The organism is Georgenia sp. AZ-5, from assembly GCF_043952095.1.
In the GTDB taxonomy this organism is placed as follows: domain Bacteria; phylum Actinomycetota; class Actinomycetes; order Actinomycetales; family Actinomycetaceae; genus Georgenia.
Genome location: NZ_JBINOU010000001.1, coordinates 4379443 through 4403037, shown reverse-complemented (window position 1 = coordinate 4403037; position 23595 = coordinate 4379443). Strand labels below are relative to the sequence as shown.

The window sequence follows — 23595 nt, the reverse complement described above, 5'->3', positions numbered from 1 at the left end:
CGATGCTGGTTGTGACGCGCAAGCCCGGAGAACGCATCCTCATCGGGGAGGACGTCGTCGTCACGGTCCTGGAGCAGCGCCGGGACGCGGTGCGCATCGGTATCCAGGCGCCGGCGGAGGTGCGCATCCAGCGGGCCGAGGTCGTGGAGGCGGTCGAGCGGACCAACGCCGCCGCCGCGCAGGGCGCCGCCGCCGCCGAGGACCAGCTCAAGGAGCTCTTCGCGCCGCTGAGCCGCGCGCGTGCGCGGCCTCCCCGGTCGCGGTGATGGCCGCGGCCACCCAGGGACCGAGCGAATCGAGCTGGGCACCGCCGTCACGCCTCACGGGGCGGAGAACCGCTGTGACTGGCCGAGGACCTCGCCACCGTCGACGGCTCTCCGCTGCCCGGCCCAATCCCATCCCCGCACGCCCGTCGGATAGCGGGAGCTGCACGACGGCGCCGCGACGCCCACCCCTGGGGTCAAGCGTGATCTCGAACTCTTCGACCGAGATCGAGCTCCGCAGAGTTCGATCTCGGTCGCAGAGTTCGATGTGGCGAGGTGGCCGCCCCGCGCCGGCGTTTCCCTCGCTGCGGCGGTGCGATGCCGCGGTCGTTCCGGTGGGCCGGCACGACATCCCTACGCCAGCGCGCCGGCGTCCTCCAGGGCCGCGACGGCGAGGATCACGTTCGCGCTGGACCACGTGAGCGGTGCGACCGCCGCGGGTGCACCGTTGGCCAGCACCTTCTCGGGGATCGCGCCGGATCCGGTGCGGTGCTCGGCCACCCAGTCCAGCAGCTCCCGCGCCTGCTCCGGCCGCCCGTTCGCCGCGGCGGTCAGCGCGTACAGCGTCGTCTCGGGGGTCCACGAGATCCCGTCCCGCTTCCACCCGGCACCGGGGGCCACCCCGCCGGCCGGGCGGGCCATCTCGTCGACCGAGGCGGCCCAGGCGTCCTCGGCGCCGGTGAGCGGCTCGGCGACGAACGGCGGCAGGAGCATGGCCGTGGCGGCGTCGCGGCCCTCGCCGCCCAGCAGGGCCGTCATGGGTCCGGCCTCGCCGGCGTAGCGGGTGTAGCCCTCGGGGCCGAAGGTCTCCTCCACCGCGCGGCGCAGGTGGCCGGCGCGCTCCCGCGCAGCGGCCGCCCGGGTGGCCTCGCCGGCGTCGGCGTAGAGCGCGGCGGCGTGCTCGAGCCCGGCCAGCAGGGGCGCCGCTGTGCCGAGCGTGAGCGCGTCCTCGCGCACCTCCCAGTAGTCGGCCGACGGCGGGGGCAGGTGGGGCGGGTCGTCGGTGAGCTCGAGGATGTGGTCCACCGACGCGTCGACCAGCGGGCGCAGCTCGGCCAGGGCCGCCCGCCGCTCGACCGGGTCCTCGATCTCGCCGAGCACCGTGGCCGCGGACCACACCACCCAGCCGTTGCCGTCGAGCTGGATGCCCCGCCCGTCGGGCACGCCCGAGCCGTCGGCGAGGTACCGGGCGTGGAACCCGCCCTCGGCGCTCTGCAGGTCCCGCAGGAAGGTCAGCACGCCGACCGCGTCCGCGGTGTGCCCCGTGCGCGCGAGCGCGGCCGCGACGAAGGAGGCGTCACGCGGCCAGACGTACCGCCACCGGTCGGTCCAGCCGGCCACGGCCGCGCCGGGCGCGGCGGTGACGGTGCGCCCGTCGGCGTCGAAGGTGGCGCCGGTGAGCGTGCGGAGGTCGAGCAGGGCGCCGGTGACCAGCTCCTCGTACCGTGTGCCCTCGCCGGGCACGGTGCCCGCCGCCAGCCACGCCCGCTGCTCCTCGGCGAGGGCGACGGCGTCCGGGGCGCCGGCTGCCGCGGCCAGCACCCGGGAGCCGGGCAGGTACGCGGCCGGCTGGTGCGCGGGCACGTCCGCGACCGTGCCGTCCGCCTGCAGGTGCACCCCGTCGAGGTAGAGGGCGATGTACTCCTCGGTGGACTCGGTCGCCTTCAGGTGCACCGACCAGGCGGCGACCAGCACGTAGGCGACCGCGGCCGCGGTCCAGGCGAGCCACCGGCGGGGGCGCCGGGGCCGGAGGAGGGGCACGTGCGGGTCACGCCCGGCCGCCCTCACCTCGGCCGGCGCGAGCGTGGAGGTCATCCGGCGAGCGTACAGAAGGTGACGTGAAGGTGAACGGGCCGGTCAGGGGGTGCGGACCGGCCCGCCGGTCCTCAGTAGGCCGCCGGACCCGCCGCCGCGCCGCCCATGACGGCCTCGCCCTCGGGGCTGACCACCCACCACACGTCGTTGACGCCCTGGCCCGTGACGTCGCCCGGGGCGGTGTCGGGCGCGTAGTAGTACAACGGCCAGTCGTTGTAGCTGGCCTGCACGCTGCCGTCGCTGCGCTCGATCGTGCCCAGCAGCGCGGGGTCGACCCCCTGCCCGGCCCCGGCCTCGCCCTCGAGCGGGGGCCACGCCTCGAGGCACTGGCCCTCGCACACGCTGGTGCCGGGGGAGTCCTCGGTGAACAGGTAGAGCGTCATGCCCTCGTCGTCGACCAGGAACGTGCCGAGGTCGGTGGTGGTCGTCTCGATCGTGGTGCCGGCCGCCTGGCCCGCGTCCCCACCCTCCTCGGCGGTCTCCTCCTCGGCCGGGGACGCGGGCTCCTCGGTGGTGGCGGTGTCCCCGCCGGTGGGAGACTCGTCCTCGTCACCACCACCGCCTCCGCAGGCGGCCAGCAGGCCGGCCGCCAGGAGCCCGGCCGTGGTGGTACGCAGGGTCTGTGCTCGCATGATGCCCTCCGGGGGTGTGCGATGAGGCGTGGTCGCGATGCCGCGTCCGTGGTACGGGCGCGACGCCGGGCGGGATTGGGCGCGCCGGCAATCCCGGCGGACCCTTCCCCCGTACCAGCAGTCGTGCACCTGTTCCCGCGCACCGAGCGCGCCGCGGACGCGGCGCTGGTCGCCGGGCTGGCGCTCGACGACGAGCAGGCCGCCGTCGCGTTCGTGCGGCGCTTCCAGCGGCCCGTGTTCGGCCTCGCCCTGTCCGTGACGCGGGACCCGGGCCTCGCGGAGGACGTGAGCCAGGAGGTGTTCGTGCGCGCATGGCGGGCGGCGGCGAGCTACGACGTGCGCCGGGCCTCGGTGCTCACCTGGTTGCTGACCATCACCCGTAACGCGGCGATCGACGCCGTGCGGGCGCGGCGCAGCACCCCGACGGACGCGGACGAACTGGAGCAGATCGTCGTCGAGACCATGCGGCCGCCGGAGACCGAGCCGACCGCGCTGCGCAACGTCGAGCGGGACATCGCCGTGCGGCACCTGCGCGAGCTGCCACCGGAGCAGGCGCGGGCGGTGGTGCTCGCGGTCATCGGCGGGTGCACCGCGCAGGAGGTCAGCGAGCGCGAGGGGATCCCGCTCGGCACCGCCAAGACGCGCATCCGCGCCGGGCTGCGCCGCGTGCGCGCCCAGATGGAGGCGGACCATGACTGACCGCCACCCGGCCCCCGACCGGCTGCTCGACCTGGCGCTCGCCGACGTGCCCGGCCCGGAGGGCGACGCGCTGGCCCGCCACCTGGCGACCTGCGAGTCGTGCCGGCGTGAGTACGCCGAGCTCGCCGCCGGGGTGGACAACGTCCTCGCCGCCGCGCCGCCCGCCGAGCCGCCGCCCGGCTTCGACAAGGCGGTGCTCTCCGCGATGGGCATGGTCACCGCGGACCGTGCGCGCCCGCCCTCCGGGCGCGCCGGGCGACGGCGCCCGGGAGCCCGACCACCGGCGCGACCCGGTGCGCGGCGACCGCGTCGGCTGCTGGCCGCCGTCGCGCTCGGCGCCGCGCTCGCGGGCGGCGCGGTCGGGCTCGGGGCCGGCGGGCTGCTGTGGCGCGAGCCGGCCGCCGACCTGGTGGCCGGCGCCCCCGTGCGCACGGACGACGGCGAGCGCGTCGGCGAGGTCGCGCCGTCCTACTACCGGGGCGAGCGGGTCCTGGTGCTCGACGTCGCCGGGCGGCCCGGCGCGTGGTACGAGTGCCGGCTCGTGCTCGGTGACGGCACCAGGCAGACAGCGGGGGAGTGGACGCTGGACGAGGCCGGCACGGGCTCGTGGGTGATGCCCGCGCCGGAGGGCGGGGCCGTCGGTCTCGAGCTCGTCACCCGCACCGGGGCGGTATGGGCGACCGCCGAGCTGTGAGGGTTCCCCGCCGCGGACGCCCCTTGCACTCGCCGGGTGAGAGTGCCAATATCGAGTTAGCACTCTCGTCATGAGAGTGACAAGAACTACCGGCTGGCAGGCGAGGCCTGGGCGTGGGCGGGACATGACCGCCGGCGCGCTGGTCGTCCGTCGCGGGCGCTCGTCAGCCGAAAACCGCCACCAGTGGAGGATCCAAGCATGGCCAAGACCATCGCCTTCAACGAGGAGGCCCGTCGCGGCATGGAGCGGGGCCTGAACACCCTCGCCGACACCGTCAAGGTCACCCTCGGCCCGAAGGGCCGCAACGTCGTCCTGGAGAAGAAGTGGGGCGCCCCCACGATCACCAACGACGGCGTGTCCATCGCCAAGGAGATCGAGCTCGACGAGCCGTACGAGAAGATCGGCGCCGAGCTCGTCAAGGAGGTCGCCAAGAAGACCGACGACGTCGCGGGTGACGGCACCACCACCGCCACCGTGCTGGCCCAGGCCCTCGTCAAGGAAGGGCTGCGGAACGTCGCCGCCGGCGCCAACCCGATCGCCCTCAAGCGGGGCATCGACAAGGCCGTCGAGGCCGTCACCGAGCACCTGTTCAAGCAGGCCAAGGAGATCGAGACCAAGGACGAGATCGCGGCCACCGCCGCCATCTCCGCCGGCGACAACGCCATCGGCGAGCTCATCGCCGAGGCGCTGGACAAGGTCGGCAAGGAGGGCGTCGTCACCGTCGAGGAGTCCAACGCCCTGGGCCTGGAGCTCGAGCTCACCGAGGGCATGCGCTTCGACAAGGGCTACCTGTCCGCGTACTTCGTCACCGACCAGGAGCGCCAGGAGGCCGTCCTCGAGGACGCCTACGTGCTGCTGGTGGAGTCCAAGATCTCCAACGTCAAGGACCTGCTGCCGCTGCTGGAGAAGGTCATCCAGTCCGGCAAGCCGCTGGCGATCATCGCCGAGGACGTCGAGGGCGAGGCCCTGGCCACGCTCGTCGTGAACAAGATCCGCGGCACCTTCAAGTCGGTGGCCGTCAAGGCCCCCGGCTTCGGCGACCGCCGCAAGGCGATGCTGCAGGACATGGCCATCCTCACCGGCGGCCAGGTCATCTCCGAGACCGTCGGCCTGAAGCTGGAGAACGCGGACCTGTCCCTGCTGGGCCGCGCCCGCAAGGTCGTCGTCACCAAGGACGAGACCACCATCGTCGAGGGCGCCGGCGACGCCGACGTCATCGAGGGTCGCGTCCAGCAGATCCGCGCCGAGATCGAGAACTCCGACTCGGACTACGACCGCGAGAAGCTGCAGGAGCGCCTGGCCAAGCTGGCCGGCGGCGTGGCCGTCATCAAGGCCGGTGCCGCCACCGAGGTCGAGCTCAAGGAGCGCAAGCACCGCATCGAGGACGCGGTGCGCAACGCCAAGGCCGCCGTCGAGGAGGGCATCGTCGCCGGTGGTGGCGTGGCCCTCATCCAGGCGGCCAAGGACGCCTTCGCCGACCTCGAGCTCGAGGGCGACGAGGCGACCGGCGCGAACATCGTCAAGGTCGCCGTGGACGCCCCCCTCAAGCAGATCGCGGTCAACGCCGGTCTCGAGGGTGGCGTCGTGGCCGAGAAGGTGCGCAGCCTCCCCTCCGGCCACGGCCTGAACGCCGCCACCGGCGAGTACGAGGACCTGCTCGCCGCGGGCGTGAACGACCCGGTCAAGGTCACCCGCTCTGCCCTGCAGAACGCGGCCTCCATCGCGGGCCTGTTCCTCACCACCGAGGCGATCGTCGCCGACAAGCCGGAGAAGGCCGCCGCGCCTGCCGGCGGCGGCGACGACATGGGCGGCATGGGCGGCTTCTGATCCGTCCCCGGCGCTGCCGGAGCTGCACCACCACGGAGGGCGGCACCCGCACGGGTGCCGCCCTTCGGCGTCCCTGCACCGCCGGGCGGCGCGTCCGGCCGGTCAGGGCGGCACGTGGTGCGGGACGACAGCGACGGCGCAGCGCGCGCGGCCGAGCAGGCCCTGGCTCACCGAGCCGCGCACGAGGGCGGTCAGCGGGGTCAGCCCGCGGGTCCCGACGACCAGCAGGCCCGCCTCCGCGGAGTGGCGCAGGAGCGCCTCGACGGGGTGCTCCGGCACCGCGCGGAAGTCCACCTCCACGGTGGGGAACCGGGCGGCGAGCGCGGTCACGGCCCGGGCCAGCTGCGCGACGTCGTGCTCCACGGCCCGCGCCGCCCGCTCCGCCACCCGCCCGGCGTGCTGCGCGAGCCCGGCGCGCGGCCACGCCCGCGGCCCGTCCGGCGGTGCCGGCGTGGCGTGCACGGCCCGCAGGTGCACGCCGCGGCGTGCGGCGTCCGCCAGGGCGTAGACGACGGCCGCGGTCGCCGCCCGGTCCACGCCCACGACGACGGGACCGCCGCCCTCGCCACCGTCCCCGCGCACGACCACCACGGGCCCGTGCGCCCGGGCCGCGAGCCTGCGGGAGGTGGAACCCAGCAGCTGGCTCCGCACGGCGCCGCGGCCCCGGGCGGCGACGACGACGGCGGCCGCCCGGCGCGAGACGTCGGCCAGCGCAGCGGCCGGGTTGGCGAGCTGGACCTCGCTCGTCACCGCCAGCCGCGGATGGGCGGCCCGCGCCCGGGCCACCGCGGCGGCGCAGATCTCCTCGCCCGCGGCGCGGGCGTCCACCGCCGAGACCAGGTCGTTCGCCAGCCACGAGTCCGCGAGCTCGAAGGCGTGGAGCACGTGGAGGCGGGCGCCGCGCCGCGCCGCCTCGTCCGCCGCCCAGTCCACCGCGGAGGCCGCCCGTGCCGACCCGTCCACGCCCACGACCACGAGCGGGGCGGGCGGGGTGGGCATCTTCTTCCTCCTCTTCCCGCCAAGTGAGACGGGTCGTTGTTCCCTAAACCTGTCGTCGGCGTCCGAGTCATGCTGGCGGGGCAGGGATGGGGGCGGTGATGAGGTTACGGATGGCCATGGCGGCAATGACGGAGCGCCGGAACGTGCACGCGGTCGTCGACCAGCTGGTGGGGGAGTTCGGCTCCTCGCTCCCCGCGGGCACCGTGGTCGCGGAGGTCGCCAGGTGCCAGGCGGCACTGATCCGAGCGGGCGTGCGCAGCGGCCTGGCACCCGCCACCGAGGCGATGGCCCGCTGCCGGCTGAGCCGCCGCGCCGCCGGCTGAGCCGCCGGCGTCCACCGGCCGGGCCGGTCGGGCGCGCCGGGGTGTCGCCACGCGGCCACGGCTCGAAGGCCGGGCGCCCGACGGCGGGCGCCCGGCCGGGCCGTCACTGGGCGGCGCCCTCGCGGGCGGCGTCGGCGTGGGTGATGACCGTCCCCGGTCCGGGGAAGATCACGCTCTCGTGCCCGTTGTCCGCCCAGCGCACGAGGAACGGCGGCGTCCCGCCGGGCCCACGGGCCTCGAGGACCTCGCCCTCGCGCACGTGCGCGCCTAGCTGCGTCGACTGGACGACCACGCGGTCGCCAGGGACAACTTCCTTCATCACGCCTCCTTGCGTCGATCCGTCCGTGCGTCCTTCCGCACCTCCAGTCTCGCGCGCACGTGCGCCGGGCGACAGGGGGAACTCTCCGGCTGCGCGGAGGGGCGTCGCTCCGGACGGGGGACGGCAGGTCGTGCGCCGGGCCGCAACGGGACCTCCGGCCGCGGGCCGGGGGCCTCCGGCAGGCTCGGCGCTTGGTGCGGCACCTGCGGGTGGGTCTCCAGGCGTCAGTCCTGCGCGAGGCTCACCGGCTCGGCCGCGCCGAGGGCGCGACGCACATCCCCGCACGCGTCCCGCAGCGCCTCGGCGAGGGCGGCCGCGTCCGTCAGGGCCAGGCGCGCGGTGGGCAGCGCCACCGTGAGGGCGGCGTGCTCGCCGTCGTGCACCCCGATGGACGCCCCGATCGCCGTCACCCCCGGCTCGCTCTCGTCGTGGTTGAGCCCGAAACGGCGCCTCCGCACCTGCTCCAGCTCGCGGTGCAGGGCGGGCAGGTTCCTGATCTGCTCGCCCGGCCAGGGCGTGAGGCCGCCCGCGTGCAGGGCGTCGATCTCGAGCGGGTCCAGCTCGGCGAGCATGGCCTTGCCGCCCGAGGTGCAGTACGCCGGCATGTGAGCGCCGGTGCGCAGGCCCACGCGCAGGGGCTGCTCGCCCTCGATCCCGTCGACGAACCGGATCTCCGCGCCGGTGCGCACCATCAGGTGCACCGTCTCGCCCACGCGGGCGAAGAGCCGCTCCAGGTAGGGGTGTACGCGCTCGCTGAGCTCGGCGCCGACACCCCCGCCCAGCCGGCGCAGCGCGGGCCCGGGCAGGTACAGGCGCCGCTCGCCCTGCACGGCGAAGCCGCGGTGGCTGAGCGTCGACAGCAGCCGGTGCGCCGTCGACGCCGCCACGCCCAGCGCGCGGCCGGCCTCGGTGACGCTGAGCGAGCCACGCTCGCTCAGCAGCGTGAGGAGCACGAGGGCCCGGTCGACCGCCTCGATGCGGTACGGGTCACTTTTCTGCTGCACAGAATGAAGGTAGCGCCACATTGCTTCCAGTGGAAGAAGCGGGCTATCGTCGTTGCATTGTTGTGATGGGGGTCACTGGGGCAGTGGCCGCGGCGCTTCGACGAGGAGGCTCATATGTCCGACCAGGTGATCATCGTCGGTGGCGGGATCGGCGGCCTGGGGGCCGCGCTGATGCTCGCGCGGCGCGGGGTGCGCGTCCGGGTGCTCGAGCGGGCCCCGGAGTTCGGGGAGGTGGGCGCGGGCCTGCAGCTCGCCCCGAACATCACCCGCATGCTCGACGAGGTGGGGGTGCTGGAGAAGGTCCTTCCGCTGTCGGTCCAGCCCAAGCGGCTGGTGTTCATGAACGCCAAGACCGGCGAGGAGCTCACGCACCTGGACCTCCAGGACGCCCGGCAGCGCTACGGCGGGCCCTACATCGTGCTGCACCGGAGCGACCTGCTCAACGCGCTGCTCGAGGCCGCGCAGGGGGAGCCTAACATTAGCCTGCACACCGACCACAAGGTCACGGGCATCGAGGACACCGGCGACCACGTCGTGGTGCGCTGCGCGAACGGCGCCGAGTACACGGGCGAGCTCCTCATGGGCGCCGACGGCCTGCACTCGGTGGTGCGCAAGGAGATCGTCGACGACGAGCCGATCTGCTCCGGCTACGTCGCCTACCGCGGCGCCGTCCCGCTCGAGGACGTGGACCGCCGCATGGCCATGGACGAGGTCGTCATCTGGATGGGCCCGGGCTGCCACCTCGTGCAGTACCCGGTGCGCGCCGGGAAGCTCTACAACCAGGTGGCCGTCTTCCGCAGCCAGGAGTACCTCGAGGGCAAGGAGGACTGGGGCAGCCCCGAGGAGCTCGACCGCACCTACGCCGAGATGTGCGAGCCGGTCCGGGTGGCGATCCCGTCGCTGCACCGCAACAACCGCTGGCCGATGTACGACCGCGAGCCGACCGCGACCTGGACCAAGGGCCGCGTCTCGCTCCTCGGCGACGCCGCCCACGCCATGCTGCAGTACCTCGCCCAGGGGGCCGGGCAGTCGCTGCTCGACGGCGCCGCCCTGGCCCGCGCGCTGCCCTCTCTCGGCGAGGGCGACTGGGACGCCGAGGCCGTGGCCGGCGCGCTGCGCGCCTACGAGGACGAGCGCGTCGCCTTCGCCGGGCAGGTGCAGTCCACCGCCCGTGTGTGGGGCGACATCTGGCACGTCGACGAGTACGTCCCGATGATCCTGCGCGACGAGGTGTTCCGCAGCCGTGACGTCCACGACTACAAGTTCGTGGACTGGCTGTACGGTCCCGTGCGGGCCGGTGCCGCCGAGGGGGCCGCCGCGGAGCGTGCCGCGGCGAAGGTCGCCGCGGCCGCCGTCCAGGGCACCGCCGCGCCCGCCCCCGCGGAGCCCGCCCGGGCCACCGACGTCAACCCGCCCACCCCCGCCCACGCCTGAGGAGGAGATCGACGATGACCACCACCGACGAGCCGATCGACCACGCGTCGGTCAAGAACCAGATGACCGAGGGCGAAAGCCCCGAGCTGCAGCAGCTCTACCGGGACTTCGAGGCGGAGAACCTCATCCCGCTGTGGACGCAGATCGACGACCTGATGCCCATGCACCCGCAGCCCAAGGCGGTGCCGCACGTGTGGCGCTGGTCCACGCTGTACCCGCTGGCGCAGCGCTCCGGCGATCTCGTGCCGGTCGGCCGCGGCGGCGAGCGCCGGGCCATCGCGCTGGCCAACCCAGGCCTGCCGGGCCGGGCCTACGTCTCCCCGACGCTGTGGGCCGCCATCCAGTACCTCGGCCCCAAGGAGACCGCCCCCGAGCACCGCCACTCGCAGAACGCCTTCCGCTTCGTCGTCGAGGGCGAGGGGGTGTGGACGGTCGTCAACGGCGACCCGGTGCGCATGTCCCGCGGGGACTTCCTCCTCACGCCGGGCTGGAACTTCCACGGCCACCACAACGAGACCGACCAGCCGATGGCCTGGATCGACGGCCTCGACATCCCGTTCTCCTACCAGAACGACGTCGGCTTCTTCGAGTTCGGCTCCGAGCGGGTCACCGACTACGCGACCCCCAACTACTCCCGCGGCGAGCGGCTGTGGTGCCACCCCGGCCTGCGCCCGCTCTCCGGCCTGCAGAACACCGTGTCCTCCCCGATCGGGGCCTACCGGTGGGAGTACACCGACCGCGCCCTGACCGAGCAGCTGCTGCTCGAGGACGAGGGCCAGCCCGCCACCGTCGAGCAGGGCCACGCCGCCGTGCGGTACGTCAACCCCACCACCGGCGGGGACGTCATGCCCACCATCCGGGCGGAGTTCCACCGGCTGCGCGCCGGCACCGCCACGCCCACCCGCCGCGAGGTCGGCTCGAGCGTGTTCCAGGTGTTCGAGGGGCACGGCGCGGTCGTGCTCGACGGCACCGAGCACAAGCTCGACAAGGGCGACCTGTTCGTGGTCCCGTCGTGGGTCCCGTGGTCGCTGCAGGCCGAGGACCAGTTCGACCTGTTCCGCTTCTCCGACGCCCCGATCATGGAGCGTCTGCACTTCGACCGTGTCCATGTTGACGGAGGAAACCGATGAAGCTTGCCACCCTGCGCCTGCCCGAGGGCCGCACCGTCGCCGTCCGGGTGGACGGTGACACAGGCGTCGAGACCGGGCACGCCGACGTCGGCGAGCTGCTGCGCGCCGGCGGACTGGAGGCCGCCGCCACCGCCGAGGGCGCCCGGCACGACCTCGCCGGTGCCGACCTGGCGCCGGTGGTGCCCCGGCCGGGCAAGATCGTGTGCGTCGGGCTCAACTACCGCAACCACATCCTCGAGATGGGCCGCGAGCTGCCCGAGTACCCGACGCTGTTCACCAAGTTCGCCGAGGCGCTCATCGGCCCGCGCGACGAGATCCAGCTCCCGCCGGAGTCGGACAAGATCGACTGGGAGGGCGAGCTGGCGGTCGTCCTCGGCAGGCCGGTGCGGCGGGCCTCCGCCGAGGAGGCGGAGGCCGCGATCGCCGGCTACGCCGTGCTGAACGACGTGACGATGCGTGACTACCAGTACCGCACCACGCAGTGGTTCCAGGGCAAGGCGTGGGAGAACAGCACCCCGTTCGGCCCCGTGCTTGCCACGCCCGACGAGATCCCGGCCGGCGCCGAGATGGTGACCCGGCTCGACGGCGAGGAGCTCCAGCGGACCCCGATCGACGACCTCGTCTTCGGGCCGGTGGACCTGGTCCGGTACGTCTCGACGATCTTCACCCTCCAGCCCGGGGACGTCATCGCCACCGGCACGCCCGGCGGCGTCGGCCACGCCCGCAAGCCGGCGCGCTACATCAGCGCCGGTCAGACCCTCACGACGACGATCGACGGCATCGGCGAGCTGGTGAACGTCGCCGTGGCCGAGCAGGCCGGCGCCGCCGCACCGTCGGTGGGTGAGGCGGCGCGGGCATGAGCGTGACCTCGGAGGAGGCCGCCCGCGCGGCCCTGCGCGAGCGGCTGGGCGCCGGGGCGCGGTACGACTCGCCGAACGCCCCGGCGCGCGAGCTCGGGTGGGCCCGGCGGGGCACGGCATACTTCGCGCGCAAGCTCAACGAGCTCACCGACGCCGAGCTCTACGAGCCGAGTCTGCTGCCCGGCTGGACGCGGGCGCACCTGGTGGCCCACGTGGGCTACAACGCCCGGGCCCTCACCCGGCTGTGCGAGTGGGCGCGCACGGGGGTCGAGACCCCCATGTACGCCTCGCCCGAGCAGCGCAACGCCGAGATCGAGCGGGGCGCGACCCTGCCCGCCCGGGCGCTGCACAACCTCTTCGCCCACGCCGAGGTGCACCTGAGCGTCGAGTGGCGCGACCTCACCGACGAGCAGTGGGACCGGCAGGTCCGCACCGCGCAGGGCCGGCTCGTGCCGGCCCGGGAGACGGCGTGGATGCGCACCCGGGAGGTGTGGGTGCACGCCGTCGACCTGGACAACGGCGGCAGCTTCCACGACTTCCCGCCGGACCTGCTCGACGAGCTCGTCCGGGACGTGCTGCGCGCGTGGGAGCGACGCGGGGAGGGCGTCGACCTCACCCTCGCCCCGGCCGGTCGCGAGCCGATCGTGCTGGGAGAGGGCGGCCCGACCGTGCTGGGCGCCCTGCCGGACCTGGTCCGCTGGCTGACCGGCCGCGGCGCCCGGCGGCTGACCGGCTCCGCCGGCGAGCTGCCGCAGATCCCGCGCTGGTTCTGAGGCCGAGCCCCTGGCGGCCGGCCCCACCGCGGCCGGCCGCTAGGGGTGCAGGCGCACCTGGCGGTGCTCCCGCGCGGCGATGTCGTCCGAGGTGGTCCGGAGCAGCCGGTCGGCGAGGTCCCGGAGGGCGCGGGCGGCCGCCAGCTCCTCGCCGATCTCGGGCACGTTCTCGTCGTCCGGGTTCAGCCGTGCGCGGCCGTAGCCGTTGAGGGTGCCGCCGGTGGCGGTCGTCAGGACGGCGTGCGCGGTGGTGATGGGCTCGTCCGAGCGCACCTCGTCGGCGTCGAACAGGTCGATCGTCACGGTCCACGTCCGGGGCATGGCGGTGCTCCTCCTGTGGCGAGTCGGGCCGGGCGTCGGCGCGGGCGCGGCCGGCCCCACCGGCCCCCGCGGAGCCTTCGGCCCACGGTGCGCCACCGCCCCGAAGGAACGCCAGCGCCACCCGGCGGCGGGCGAAGCCCACGCCGCCGGGCCGCGGGCGGTGGTCCACCGCTTCCGAGCTGCGGGCGGCGGCGCGCCCGCGTCCCGCCGGGTCACCGGGCGAGCCGGACCCGGTGGTGCTCGAACCTCGACAGGTCGTCGGAGGTGGCCTTGAGCAGCCGGTCGGCCAGGTCCCGCAGCGCGCGGGCCGCTGCGAGCTCCATGCCGACCTCGGGGTGGGGCTCGTCGTCGGGGTTGCGGCGTGCGCGGCCGTAGCCCTCCAGCTTCTCGCCGCTGCCCTTGGTGAGCGCCGCGTGGGCGGTGCCGTCGTCGCCGGTGATCACGATGTCGATCGTGACGTTCCAGGTCTCGTTCACGTTCATGACGCGCTCCTTCGCAGGACCCTTCCATGGTCCGGCGCGCGCGGCCCGCCGTCCATCCCCCCGCCGCGGGCGACGGCGTGTCGTCAGCCGCCCTCCAGCCGCACCAGCTCGGCGGCGACGTTCGCTCGGGCCCGGTCCTCCCAGCGCGCCCGGCCGGCGTCGGTGGCGAAGAGCGCCCCGTGCGCGAGCAGCTCGCGGAGCACCCGCGCCCGGCCACGGCGGAAGGCGTCGTCGGGCACGTGGGCGTACTCCTCCCGGACGGCCGCCGCGTAGGCCGCGTACCGGGCGGCGGAGGAGGCCAGGACCGCCAGGTCCGCGTCGCACAGCGCCGCGCCCGCCTCGTCGCCCGGCGCCGGGTCGTGGGTGGCGGTGAGCGTGACCAGGCGGACGACCTCGCCGACCTCATCGGCGGGCAGGCGCGGCGCGAGCAGGTCGCGGGCCAGCGCGGCCGAGCGCTCCTCGTCGCGCGGGTCGCCGTCGTGGACGGCGTCGTGGAACCAGGCGGCGAGCACCACGGCACGGCCGACCTGGACGCCGTCGTCCGCCAGGAGGTCGAGGTTGCCGAGGACGTCGGCCAGGTGGGTGTCGCCGTGGTAGCGACGGTGCGGCTGCGTCCACCGCTCCAGCAACGCCGCGCCGAGGGCGCGCCAGGCGTCCCCGGCCCCGGTGGGCGCGACGGCGTCCCACCGGCGGGCGAGGTCCGCGAGCCGGCGGCGCGCTCGCTCCGCCCCGCGCTCGGCGCCCCGCACCCGCAGGCCGGACGCGCGCAGCCGCACCAGCAGCTCGTGGCCGCTGACGGCCTCGGCACCCGCGGCCACCAGCTCGGGGATCCGCTCGGCCGGGACGTCGTAGTGGTCCAGGTCGAACGCCCGCCCGGGCAGCCCGGCAGCGCGGGCGAAGGCGTGCAGCTCCTTCAGCGAGGTGTCCGAGACGAGGTGCGCCCAGACGGTGCCGTGCGCGGGCCAGCGCGGCGGGTCGACGAGGATGGCCACGCCGCGATGCTACGGGCAGCTAGCGCGCGAAGAGGCCCTGCGCGTTCGCCTCCGCGTCGTCGTACGTCCGCGCCGCTGCGTCAAGGGCGACGGTGATCTGCTCCAGCGCCACCTCGACCTGGGCCTGCGTGCCACGCCACTGGTCCGCGCACGCGCCGAAGGCCGCCGAGGCGGCGCCGGTCCAGGTGCCCTGGAGCCGGACGAGGTGCGCCATCATCGACGCCACCTCCGCGCGGATCGTCTCGGTGCTCACGCGCGTCTGCGCCGCCGCCAGCGCGACCTCGGCGCTGTCGACCTGGAACCTGGCCATGGTGCCTCCCGTCGTGCCGCGCCGGGGCGGAGCGGCGATGCAGGCGACGGTAGGGGCGGCGCGCTCCCGGCGACGGCGGGACGGCGGCGGGTGGGGACGGCCGGGCAGCGGCGGCGCGCCTTGTGGACGGCGGGTCGCGACCGCGGGCCGGGACGGCGGGTCGTGCCGCGGGGGAGGGCTGGTCAGCGGCGCTTCTTGTCGCCCTTGCGGCGCGGGCGGCCGAACAGCTCGGGCTCGCGCTCGATGCCGGTCAGCGGGATCGTGGCGAGCCGGTCCGGCTCCTCCGGCTCGGTGGGCGTGGGCGCCGAGGGGGCGCTGCGGCCCTGCCGGCGTGCACGGAACGCAGCGATCGCCTCGTCGCGCTCGGCGCGCACGGCCTCGAGCCGCTCGCGCTGGTCGCGCTCGCGCTCGGCCCGGACGGCCTCGAGCCGCTCGCGCTGGTCGCGCTCGCGCTCGGCGCGCGCCCGGCCCTCCCGGACGGCGTGCTCGACGAGCTCCCGCGAGCTCTGCGCCACCTGCTGGCGCTCGGCCCGCGCGCCGTCGTCGACGCCGCGGACCCGCACGGCGAGCGGGTCCAGCTCGTCCGGCAGGGACTCCAGGGACGACGAGCGTGCGGGCACCGCGCGCGGCTCCTCCACCGCCCCGTCGGCCGGCGGGGACGTGCCGAGCGCCGCCGCCGCGGCGCTGTCGGCCGACGCGCCGGCCGGCTCCCTCTCCGGCGGCAGCACGACCGCACCCGTCGGGGCGAACATCTGGCCCGAGGTGCGCGGCGCCTGCCCCGCGGGCGGGGCCGGGGCGGCCGCCGCCCGGCCCGCGTCGGCGTGGGAGAGCGCGGGGGTGCCCTCCGCGGCCGCCTGCTCGGCGGCCGCCGCCTCGGCCTCCGTGACGGAGTCGCCGGGGAGGGCGTCGCCCATATCCGCGAGCTCGGCCTCCAGGCGCTCCAGCTCGGCGCGGAGGTTCTCGCGCGCGATGTCCTCCCACTGCGCGCCCATGGGGCTGACGAAGAGGTGCCGCCTCGCGAGCAGCTTGGTCACGATCGCCTTGCGGGCCTCGACGTAGTGGCGCGCGGGAAGGTGCTCGTACTCCGCGCGGACGGCCCTGCGGTAGGCGCGGTAGTGCTGCGGGTCGGCCGCCAGCACGGCGAGGTCGGCGTCGCACAGCGCCAGGCTGTCGATGTCGCGCGGGTCGGCCTCGTGCCGCTTGAGGCGGTGGATCAGCTCGGTGACCCGGGCGATCACCTTCTCCGGCACCCCCAGCGAGCGGAGGTCGGCCGTCGCGAGCTCGGCGGAGGCCACCTCGTCCTCGCCGCCGCTACGCGAGTACGCCTTGCGCGCCGTGGAGCTGAAGACGGCCCCGTGGTACCAGGCGGCCAGGCGGACGACGTCGGGGTGGTGGGTCTCGGCGGCCAGCTCGTCGACCCGGGCAAGCACGTCGACCAGGTGCTTGAGGTTGTGGAAATGGCGTTCCGGCTCCTGCCAGCGCGCGAGGAGCCTGCTGCAGGCCTCTTCGATCTGCTCGCGCGGCGCTGTGGCACCGACGGCGAGGACGCTACGGACGAAGGCGGAGGGCAACCATTGAGGTACGTCGGTGACGCCCATGGCTCCAGTTTTCCTTGACGGTTCGTTCCCGGGCCCGGCGGTGCCGTGCCCAGAGCCCCGATCGTAGACCGCCTGCGACCGGCGGCAAGTCCCTGTGCGGGGAGGGGGCGCCCGGGTGGCGGGTCTCACCGGGTGCGGGTCCCGCTGCCGGGCGACGGCTGTCGCCGGGAGTGCGGTCGCGCCTCGCCGGCACCGGTATTGTCAGCGGAATGTCATCTTCCCTCGACGGGGCGCACGTGCTCCTGACCGGTGCCACGGGGTTCGTCGGGCAGGCAGTCCTGGAGAAGCTGCTGTCCTCCTACCCCACCACGCGCGTGAGCGTGCTCGTCCGCCCGCGCGGCGACCTCACGGCCCAGGCGCGCGTGGACAAGCTCCTGCGCAAGCCGGTGTTCAGGGCGTGGCGCGCACGCGTGGGCGAGGACGCCGCCGCAGCGGCGTTCGCCGAGCGGGTGGACGTGCTCGAGGGTGACCTCGGCGACCTCCCGCCGCTGCCCCGCGACGTGGACGTGGTCATCCACTCCGCCTCCACCGTCTCCTTCGACCTGCCCATCGACGAGGCGTTCGACGCCAACGTCGGCGGGCCCGTGTCGCTGTACCAGGCGCTGCTCGCCACGGGCGCCGACCCGCACGTCGTGCACGTCTCGACGAGCTATGTCGCCGGGCTGCGCAAGGGCGTCGCCGAGGAGGCCTCCCTGGACCACCAGGTGGACCGGGACCTCGAGCACGCCCAGGCGCTCGCGGCGCGCACCGAGGTCGAGACCGCCTCGCGCAGCCCCGAGGTGCTGCGCCGCCTGCTCGCGGAGGCGCAGGCCAAGCACCGCCGGGCCGGCGCCGCCGCCGTGGCGGAGGCCGCGGAGCAGGCCCGGCAGGACTGGGTCCGTCACGAGCTGGTCGAGGCGGGCCGCACCCGCGCCAACATGCTCGGCTGGACGGACGTCTACACCTTCACCAAGGCGCTGGGCGAGCGGGTCGCCGAGGACCTGTGGGCCGGGGCCGGCCACCGCCTGTCCGTGGTGCGACCGACCATCATCGAGTCCGCGCTGCGCCACCCCTACCCGGGCTGGATCGACGGGTTCAAGGTGGCCGACCCGCTCATCGCGGCCTACGGCCGCGGCATGCTGCCGGAGTTCCCGGCGCTCGCGGACACGGTGCTCGACGTCATCCCGGTGGACTTCGTCGTCAACGCCATCCTGGCCGCGGCGGCCTCGCCGCCGCCGGCCGGGCCGGCGCAGTACTTCCAGGTCTGCTCGGGCATCACCAACCCGCTGCGCTTCGGCGAGCTGCTGCGGCTCGTGCGCGCGTACTTCGAGGCGCACCCGCTCAAGGACGCCGAGGGCGCCCACGTGGCCGTGCCGTCGTGGTCCTTCCCGCACACCGGCGCCGTCGAGCGGGCCCTGACCCGCCGCGAGCGCGTGGTGGCGCTCGCGGACAAGGTGGTGGACCACCTGCCGGCCAACGACCGCACCCGCGGCTGGATCTCCGCGCTGCACCGCGCCCGGCAGGACCTGGGCACGCTTCGCAAGTTCACCGGCCTGTACCAGCCCTACACCCAGACCGAGGTGATCTTCGACGACGCCCGGCTGCGTGCCCTGCACGCGTCGCTGCCGGCCGAGCGGCGCGCCGACCACGGCTTCGACGTCACCGAGATCGACTGGCGCCACTACCTCCAGGACGTCCACATCCCCAAGGTGCCCGGGCTCATGCGCAGCCGCGCCGGCTCCTCCGCCCCGGCCGGGCCGAAGGAGCTGGAGAGCCGCGACGACGTCGTCGCCGTGTTCGACCTCCAGCGCACCGTGGCCGCCCCCACGCTGGTCGAGCAGTACCTGTGGGTGGAGCTGGCCGCCAAGCCCGCGAGCCACTGGCCCGCGTCCCTAATCAACCTCGTCGCCCTCGGCCCGCGCTACCTCCAGGCCGAGCGGCGCGACCGGGGCGACTTCATCCGCACCTTCATGCGCCGCTACGCCGGGGTGAAGGAGGCCGAGCTGCGCGAGGTCGTCGCCAAGAAGGTCACGGCGTCGCTGCGGCGGGGCCTGCTGAGCGAGGCCGTCGCCCAGGTGCAGGCGCACCGGGCTGCCGGGCACCGCACCGTCCTGCTCACCGGCGAGATCGACGTGTTCGTCGAGCCGCTGGCCCCGCTCTTCGACGTCATCGTCGCGGGGAAGATGGAGACGGACGCCGACGGCGTGTGGACCGGGCACCTGGCCACCTCGCCGCTGGTCGGTGAGGCGCGGGCCGCCTGGCTGCGCCGCTACGCCCGCGACGAGGGCATGGACCTGACCGGCTCCTACGCCTACGGCGACAGCTACGCCGACCGGGCGTGGCTGGAGGTCGTGGGCCACCCCAACGCGGTGAACCCCGACTCCAGCCTCTACCGTTATGCCAAGGCGCGGCGCTGGCCCGTGCACAGCTGGACGACGACCGGTGAGGGTCGGCTCTCCCCGGTCCTGCGGAGCATCAAGGGGAGCGGGGAGCGATGAGCGGAGGGACCGGCGACGGCGTGGGTCCGGGCAGCGCGGTCGGCCGCCGCCCGGGCCGGGCCACCCCCGTGGAGGGCTCGCCGCTGCGCGGGCGGGCCCTGGTCACCGGCGGCACCTCCGGGATCGGGCTGTCCTTCGGGCACGCCCTGGCCGCCCGCGGCTGCGACCTGGTGCTCGTCGCCCGGGACGCCGACCGGCTCGAGACGACGGCGGAGCGGCTGCGCTGGCGCTACGGCGTGGAGGTCGAGACCCTGCCGGCCGACCTGGCCCGCCGCGAGGACGTCGACGCCGTGGCCGCCCGGCTCGGCGACACCGCCGCCCCGGTCGAGATCCTCGTCAACAACGCCGGCAAGGGCGTGCACGTGCGGCTCACCGACGTCGACACCTCCGAGCACGAGCAGGCGCTCGACCTCATGGTCCGCGCCGTCCTCGTCCTGGGCGCCGCCGCGGGCCGCGCCATGCGCGCCCGCGGCCACGGGGTGATCATCAACGTCTCCTCGGTGGCCGGGCTGATCCCGATGGGCATGTACTCGGCGATCAAGTCGTTCGTGCGCACCTACTCCGAGAGCCTGGCCCTCGAGCTCGCCGGCAGCGGCGTGCGGGTCACCACCCTGATGCCCGGCTGGGTCCGCACCGAGTTCCACGAGCGGGCCGGCATCCGCGCCAGCTCGATCCCCAACCCGCTGTGGCTGGAGGCCGACGACGTCGTCGCCGCGTGCCTGGCGGACGTGGAGCGCGGCCGGCAGCGGTCGGTGCCGTCCCGGCGGTTCCGCACCCTCGCCTTCCTGGCCGAGCACGGGCCACGGCCCGCGGTGCGCAGGGTGACCGCCCTGCTCAACCGGAGCCGGCGATGAGCGCCCCCGGCGTGGGGCGCTACCACGCCCGCTGGCACCGCTGGGCGCGCTTCGTCGCCCAGCGCCTCGTGCTACGTCCCGTGGTGCGGGCGATCACCACCACCACGGTCAAGGGCCGCGACAACCTCGAGGGGCTGTCCGGCCCCTTCGTGCTCGTCGCCAACCACACCAGCCACCTCGACGCCACGCTGCTGGTCACCGGGCTGCCGCGCCGGTTCACCCGCCACCTGGCGGTCGCCGCGGCCGCCGACTACTTCTACAAGCAGTGGTGGATCAAGGCCCCGACGTCGCTGTTCTTCAACTCCTACCCGGTCCACCGCACCGGCGGCGGCCGAGGCCGGGGCATGTCGGCGCGGCTGCTCTCCCAGGGCGTGCCGGTGCTGATCTTTCCCGAGGGGACCCGCTCCCGCGACGGGCAGATGCAGCGGTTCAAGCCGGGCGCGGCCGCGCTGTGCGTCACGCAGGGCGTGCCCTGCGTGCCCGTGGCGCTGCTGGGCACCCGTGAGGCGATGCCCGTCGGCCGCTCCTGGCCCGTGCCGGGCCGGCCCCCGGTGACGATGCTCATCGGCAGGCCCATGCGGCCCGGGCCGGGGGAGAAGGCCACGGAGTTCAACAGGCGGGTGGAGGCGCGGATCTCCACGATGCTGACCATGCAGACCCCCTACGTCGTGGGTGACGCGCACGGTCAGGCACGGACAGGCAACGACGACTCGCAGGAGGCAGCTTCGTGAACGGTGTTCCGCACCAGAAGTGGTGGGGCTGGGGGGTGGAGGGCGTCGCCTTCCACCACGAGGACAAGCCCAAGCTGGCGCCGTTCGTCCTGGACAAGGTGGGCATCGACCTCAATGCCCCCGGCACGCCGCCGCCGGCGTTCGAGGACCTTGACGTGCCCGGCTCGCGCCTCGGCGAGGAGCTCGCCGCCACCCTGATCGGTGCGGTCGGCCGTGACCACGTCGTGACCGACGACCTCGACCGCGTCGTCCACACCTACGGCAAGGGCCTGGCGGACCTGGTGAAGGTGCGCGCCGGCCACCTCCCGCGGGTGCCCGACGTCGTCGTCTACCCCGGCGACGAGGACGAGGTGCGCGCGGTGGTCGACGCCGTCGTCGCCGCCGACGCCGTCGTCATCCCCTTCGGCGGGGGCTCGAACATCTCCGGCTCGCTCACCCCGCCGGCCGAGGAGCCGCGCGTCGTCGTCTCCCTGGACCTCGGCCGGATGAACCGGGTGCTGGAGGTCGACGAGGCCGCAGGCCTCGCCCGCATCCAGGCCGGCGTGCTCGGTCCGGACATGGAGGAGCAGCTCGGCGCGCGCGGCTGGACGATGGGCCACCAGCCCGACAGCTTCCGCCACTCCACCCTCGGCGGGTGGATCGCGACCCGCTCCTCCGGCATGCAGTCCGACAAGTACGGCGACATCGCCGACATCACCCGCGGGCTGCGCGTGGTCCAGCCCGGCAAGGTGGTCGTCCTGCGCCCGCTGCCCTCGACGTCCTCCGGGCCGAGCGTGCGGGAGATGGTCCTCGGCTCCGAGGGACGGCTGGGCGTCATCACCGAGGCGTGGGTCAACGTCCACCGGGTGCCCGAGAACCGCGAGATCATCGCCTACCTGTTCCCGAGCTGGGCCGAGGGCCTGGCGGCGATGCAGGAGATCTCCGCCTCCGACGCCGCCCCCTCGGTCACCCGCGTCTCCGACGCCAACGAGACCCAGTTCTCGCTGGCGACGCAGAAGAGGAGCAAGGGCCTCAAGGGCAAGGTGTCCAAGGCCCTGTTCGCCGTGCTGGAGCGGCGCGGCTGGGACCTCGACCAGGCCTGCCTGTCCTACGTCGGCTACGAGGGCGGCAAGGAGCACGTCGCCCGCACCAAGGGGACGGTCGGCAAGATCGTCAAGGCGCACGGGGGCATCAGGCTCGGCACCGGCCCCGGCGCTCTGTACGACCAGAAAAAGTTCGACACCCCGTACATCCGGGACTTCCTCCTGGACGTGGGTGCCATGGGGGACGTGTCGGAGACCGCCGCGCCGTGGTCGCGGCTCCTGGACGTCTACACGGGCACCGTGCGCGCGGCCCGGGAGGCCTTCGACCGGCTGGGCGTCAAGGGCTTCATCATGTGCCACCTCTCGCACAGCTATCACTCGGGCGCGTGCCTGTACTTCACCTTCGCGTTCCCGCCCGGGACCGCCGACGTGGACGAGCAGCTCAAGCGCTACTGGGAGGTCAAGAGCGCGATCCAGCAGTCGTTCGTGGACAACGGTGCGACGATCTCCCACCACCACGGCGTGGGCACCGACCACGCGCACTGGCTGGAAGAGGACATCTCCCCGGCGGGCACGGACGTGATGGTGGGGCTCCTGCGCTCGGTCGACCCCGGGCGCAACCTCAACCCCGGGTCGTTGATCCCGGCGCACCGGGAGTGGTGACCACCGACCATCCCGGCGCGTGCTCCCCGGCCGCGCCGTCGACGGAGGACGCGTGCACGGCGGGGACGAGCGCCGCCTGGTAGAAGTCGCGCCGCCGGCCGTTGGCGTCGCGGAGCACCCGCAGCCTGCCGGGCGGGTACTCGATGACCCAGTAGCTGACCCAGCCCACCACGGCGGAGGTGGCCACGAGGACGAGGGCCACCCACCAGAAGTCCGCCTGTGCCTGCGTCACCAGCCCCCGGTCGTACATGAGCAGCAGCAGGGGCTCGTGCCAGAGATAGACGGAGTAGCTGATGAGACCGGCGCTCTGCATCCGCCGGCTGCCGAGCACGCGGCGCCACCACGCGGTCCGCGGCGCCAGCACGGAGGAGGCGAGCAGCGCGGTGAACGCCACCGTGGTGAGCAGGTGGAACAGTGCCGTGCTCCAGGTGGCCGGGTGGCGCTGCAACGCGGCGGCCACCAGCAGGACCCCCGCCGCCGCCTGCAGCGCCACCAGCGCCGGCCGGCCCAGGGCCCGCCGGCCGCGGCGCACCACGACCACGGCGAGAGCCATGCCCAGACCGAACATGTAGGCCTTCGCCAGGGGAGAGAACCACACCGCATAGACCTCCGGCGCGACACCGGAGGAGAGAGCCCAGGCATGGTGGGCGCCGGAGACCGTGATAAGCCCGGCGATCGGTGCCCAGGCCACGCACACCCGCGCGCGCCGGGACAACCGGTGTGCCCGCGTCCGGCCGAGCACGGCGATGATGGCTGCCAGAAGGACGTAGAAGTAGATCTCGACCGCGAGTGACCAGGCGGGCCCGATGGTCCAGAAGATCCGCTGGGTGTCGAAGACGTGGGTGAAGGTGAGGTGCTCGAGGAGGTCCCGCCACTCCCCGGGAAGCACCGGGTTGCGAAACGCCCACACGATCACGACGGCGCTGACGTACAGGGGCAGGATCCGGATGGCGCGACGGGACAGGAAGACCCCGGCGGCCGGCGCGGGTTGCCCTTCGAGCAGCCGGCGCGCGATCGGCAGATACAGCAGGACGGCGGACAGGACGAAGAAGAGGTTGACGAGGGCGTCCAGGCTGACGAGCAGTGGGTGGAGCCACGTGCCCTCGTAGGCATAGGCCGCACCGGGTCCCTGGCGGGTGAACTGGTAGGCGTGGAAGACGACCACGCCGAAGGCCGCCAGCCCGCGGTACCCCTCCAAATCCTCCATCCGCCTGCCGGTGTTCCCGGGCACGGCCAGCTGCGGGCTGGCCGTGGGGCGGGAATCACCGCGCAGGGCCGGCTCGTCGACGAGGACGTCCGAACCGGCGTCGATGGCCGCGGAGCGGCCCGCCGGGGTCAGTGCTTCGACTGGGACGCGGCGGTCGGTCATCGTT

General features: G+C 74.6%; 24 protein-coding genes. 13 read left to right on the top strand and 11 right to left on the bottom strand.

Annotated elements, in window-relative coordinates:
• Positions 1–2 precede the first annotated feature (2 nt).
• A complete protein-coding gene (locus tag ACF0H8_RS20370; protein WP_395290663.1) occupies positions 3–266 on the top strand; it encodes a carbon storage regulator in 264 nt (87 codons plus the stop codon).
• A gap of 351 nt (positions 267–617) precedes the next feature.
• Here the strand turns inward: ACF0H8_RS20370 and ACF0H8_RS20365 are convergent, their stop codons facing one another.
• Together ACF0H8_RS20365 and ACF0H8_RS20360 are read right to left on the bottom strand one after the other, a co-directional pair.
• Positions 618–2078, bottom strand: coding sequence for a glycoside hydrolase family 15 (locus ACF0H8_RS20365; RefSeq protein WP_395290662.1), 1461 nt, complete (start codon positions 2076–2078; stop codon positions 618–620).
• Between the two features lie 71 nt (positions 2079–2149).
• Positions 2150–2710 (bottom strand): hypothetical protein, encoded by a 561-nt coding sequence (locus ACF0H8_RS20360; protein WP_395290661.1) that lies wholly within the window; start codon positions 2708–2710, stop codon positions 2150–2152.
• A gap of 123 nt (positions 2711–2833) precedes the next feature.
• Here ACF0H8_RS20360 and ACF0H8_RS20355 point away from each other — a divergent pair, with 123 nt between their 5' ends.
• The 3 genes from ACF0H8_RS20355 (at position 2834) to groL (ending at position 5930) form a co-directional block, all read left to right on the top strand.
• The gene (locus ACF0H8_RS20355) at positions 2834–3409 is read left to right on the top strand and encodes an RNA polymerase sigma factor (RefSeq protein WP_395290660.1); all 576 of its coding nucleotides are present in this window, start codon (positions 2834–2836) and stop codon (positions 3407–3409) included.
• Positions 3402–4103: a hypothetical protein gene (locus tag ACF0H8_RS20350; RefSeq protein ID WP_395290659.1), complete on the top strand. Its 702-nt coding sequence runs from the start codon at positions 3402–3404 to the stop codon at positions 4101–4103. The genes ACF0H8_RS20355 and ACF0H8_RS20350 overlap by 8 nt, the downstream gene beginning before the upstream one ends.
• 198 nt (positions 4104–4301) lie before the next feature.
• Positions 4302–5930, top strand: a complete 1629-nt coding sequence (gene groL / locus ACF0H8_RS20345) for a chaperonin GroEL (protein WP_395290658.1) — start codon at positions 4302–4304, stop codon at positions 5928–5930.
• A gap of 102 nt (positions 5931–6032) precedes the next feature.
• Here the strand turns inward: groL and ACF0H8_RS20340 are convergent, their stop codons facing one another.
• The gene (locus tag ACF0H8_RS20340; protein ID WP_395290657.1) at positions 6033–6929 is read right to left on the bottom strand and encodes a universal stress protein; all 897 of its coding nucleotides are present in this window, start codon (positions 6927–6929) and stop codon (positions 6033–6035) included.
• A gap of 116 nt (positions 6930–7045) precedes the next feature.
• On the opposite strand from ACF0H8_RS20340, the gene ACF0H8_RS20335 reads away from it, so the two are divergent.
• The gene (locus tag ACF0H8_RS20335) at positions 7046–7252 is read left to right on the top strand and encodes a hypothetical protein (RefSeq protein ID WP_395290656.1); all 207 of its coding nucleotides are present in this window, start codon (positions 7046–7048) and stop codon (positions 7250–7252) included.
• A gap of 103 nt (positions 7253–7355) precedes the next feature.
• On the opposite strand, the gene ACF0H8_RS20330 is transcribed toward ACF0H8_RS20335, so the two are convergent.
• Both ACF0H8_RS20330 and ACF0H8_RS20325 read right to left on the bottom strand, forming a co-directional pair.
• Positions 7356–7571, bottom strand: a complete 216-nt coding sequence (locus ACF0H8_RS20330) for a DUF1918 domain-containing protein (protein WP_395290655.1) — start codon at positions 7569–7571, stop codon at positions 7356–7358.
• A gap of 224 nt (positions 7572–7795) precedes the next feature.
• Complete coding sequence (locus ACF0H8_RS20325; RefSeq protein ID WP_395290654.1) at positions 7796–8575, bottom strand: IclR family transcriptional regulator; 780 nt, start codon at positions 8573–8575, stop codon at positions 7796–7798.
• A gap of 114 nt (positions 8576–8689) precedes the next feature.
• Between ACF0H8_RS20325 and ACF0H8_RS20320 the strand changes: the two genes are divergently transcribed.
• Genes ACF0H8_RS20320 through ACF0H8_RS20305 form a run of 4 tightly spaced genes read left to right on the top strand, consistent with a single transcriptional unit; the run spans position 8690 to position 12772 of the window.
• Positions 8690–10009, top strand: a complete 1320-nt coding sequence (locus tag ACF0H8_RS20320) for an FAD-dependent oxidoreductase (protein WP_395290653.1) — start codon at positions 8690–8692, stop codon at positions 10007–10009.
• Between the two features lie 14 nt (positions 10010–10023).
• Positions 10024–11139 (top strand): cupin domain-containing protein, encoded by a 1116-nt coding sequence (locus tag ACF0H8_RS20315; RefSeq protein WP_395290652.1) that lies wholly within the window; start codon positions 10024–10026, stop codon positions 11137–11139.
• Positions 11136–11999 (top strand): fumarylacetoacetate hydrolase family protein, encoded by an 864-nt coding sequence (locus ACF0H8_RS20310; RefSeq protein WP_395290651.1) that lies wholly within the window; start codon positions 11136–11138, stop codon positions 11997–11999. Before ACF0H8_RS20315 ends, ACF0H8_RS20310 begins: the two co-directional genes overlap by 4 nt.
• Positions 11996–12772, top strand: coding sequence for a maleylpyruvate isomerase family mycothiol-dependent enzyme (locus ACF0H8_RS20305; RefSeq protein WP_395290650.1), 777 nt, complete (start codon positions 11996–11998; stop codon positions 12770–12772). Before ACF0H8_RS20310 ends, ACF0H8_RS20305 begins: the two co-directional genes overlap by 4 nt.
• Positions 12773–12811: 39 nt before the next feature.
• Here the strand turns inward: ACF0H8_RS20305 and ACF0H8_RS20300 are convergent, their stop codons facing one another.
• The 5 genes from ACF0H8_RS20300 to ACF0H8_RS20280 form a co-directional block, all read right to left on the bottom strand.
• Entirely contained in the window at positions 12812–13093 is a 282-nt protein-coding gene (locus ACF0H8_RS20300; RefSeq protein WP_395290649.1) for a dsRBD fold-containing protein, read from the bottom strand.
• Positions 13094–13305: 212 nt separating this feature from the next.
• Complete coding sequence (locus tag ACF0H8_RS20295; RefSeq protein ID WP_395290648.1) at positions 13306–13575, bottom strand: dsRBD fold-containing protein; 270 nt, start codon at positions 13573–13575, stop codon at positions 13306–13308.
• 83 nt (positions 13576–13658) lie between these two features.
• Positions 13659–14567 (bottom strand): DUF4031 domain-containing protein, encoded by a 909-nt coding sequence (locus tag ACF0H8_RS20290; RefSeq protein WP_395290647.1) that lies wholly within the window; start codon positions 14565–14567, stop codon positions 13659–13661.
• Positions 14568–14586: 19 nt separating this feature from the next.
• Entirely contained in the window at positions 14587–14877 is a 291-nt protein-coding gene (locus tag ACF0H8_RS20285) for a WXG100 family type VII secretion target (RefSeq protein ID WP_395290646.1), read from the bottom strand.
• Positions 14878–15059: 182 nt separating this feature from the next.
• Entirely contained in the window at positions 15060–16475 is a 1416-nt protein-coding gene (locus ACF0H8_RS20280) for a hypothetical protein (protein ID WP_395290645.1), read from the bottom strand.
• 209 nt (positions 16476–16684) lie between these two features.
• Here ACF0H8_RS20280 and ACF0H8_RS20275 point away from each other — a divergent pair, with 209 nt between their 5' ends.
• Genes ACF0H8_RS20275 through ACF0H8_RS20260 form a run of 4 tightly spaced genes read left to right on the top strand, consistent with a single transcriptional unit; the run spans position 16685 to position 22222 of the window.
• Complete coding sequence (locus tag ACF0H8_RS20275; RefSeq protein WP_395290644.1) at positions 16685–18952, top strand: HAD-IB family hydrolase; 2268 nt, start codon at positions 16685–16687, stop codon at positions 18950–18952.
• Entirely contained in the window at positions 18949–19806 is an 858-nt protein-coding gene (locus tag ACF0H8_RS20270) for an SDR family NAD(P)-dependent oxidoreductase (RefSeq protein ID WP_395290643.1), read from the top strand. The genes ACF0H8_RS20275 and ACF0H8_RS20270 overlap by 4 nt, the downstream gene beginning before the upstream one ends.
• Positions 19803–20537 carry a lysophospholipid acyltransferase family protein gene (locus tag ACF0H8_RS20265; protein WP_395290642.1) on the top strand — a complete coding sequence of 245 codons (735 nt, stop codon included), beginning with the start codon at positions 19803–19805 and terminating at the stop codon, positions 20535–20537. The genes ACF0H8_RS20270 and ACF0H8_RS20265 overlap by 4 nt, the downstream gene beginning before the upstream one ends.
• On the top strand, positions 20534–22222 hold the full coding sequence (locus ACF0H8_RS20260; RefSeq protein ID WP_395290641.1) for an FAD-binding oxidoreductase: 1689 nt from the start codon (positions 20534–20536) through the stop codon (positions 22220–22222). Before ACF0H8_RS20265 ends, ACF0H8_RS20260 begins: the two co-directional genes overlap by 4 nt.
• Here the strand turns inward: ACF0H8_RS20260 and ACF0H8_RS20255 are convergent.
• Positions 22182–23591, bottom strand: a complete 1410-nt coding sequence (locus ACF0H8_RS20255) for an acyltransferase family protein (protein ID WP_395290640.1) — start codon at positions 23589–23591, stop codon at positions 22182–22184. The genes ACF0H8_RS20260 and ACF0H8_RS20255 overlap by 41 nt on opposite strands.
• Positions 23592–23595: the final 4 nt, after the last annotated feature.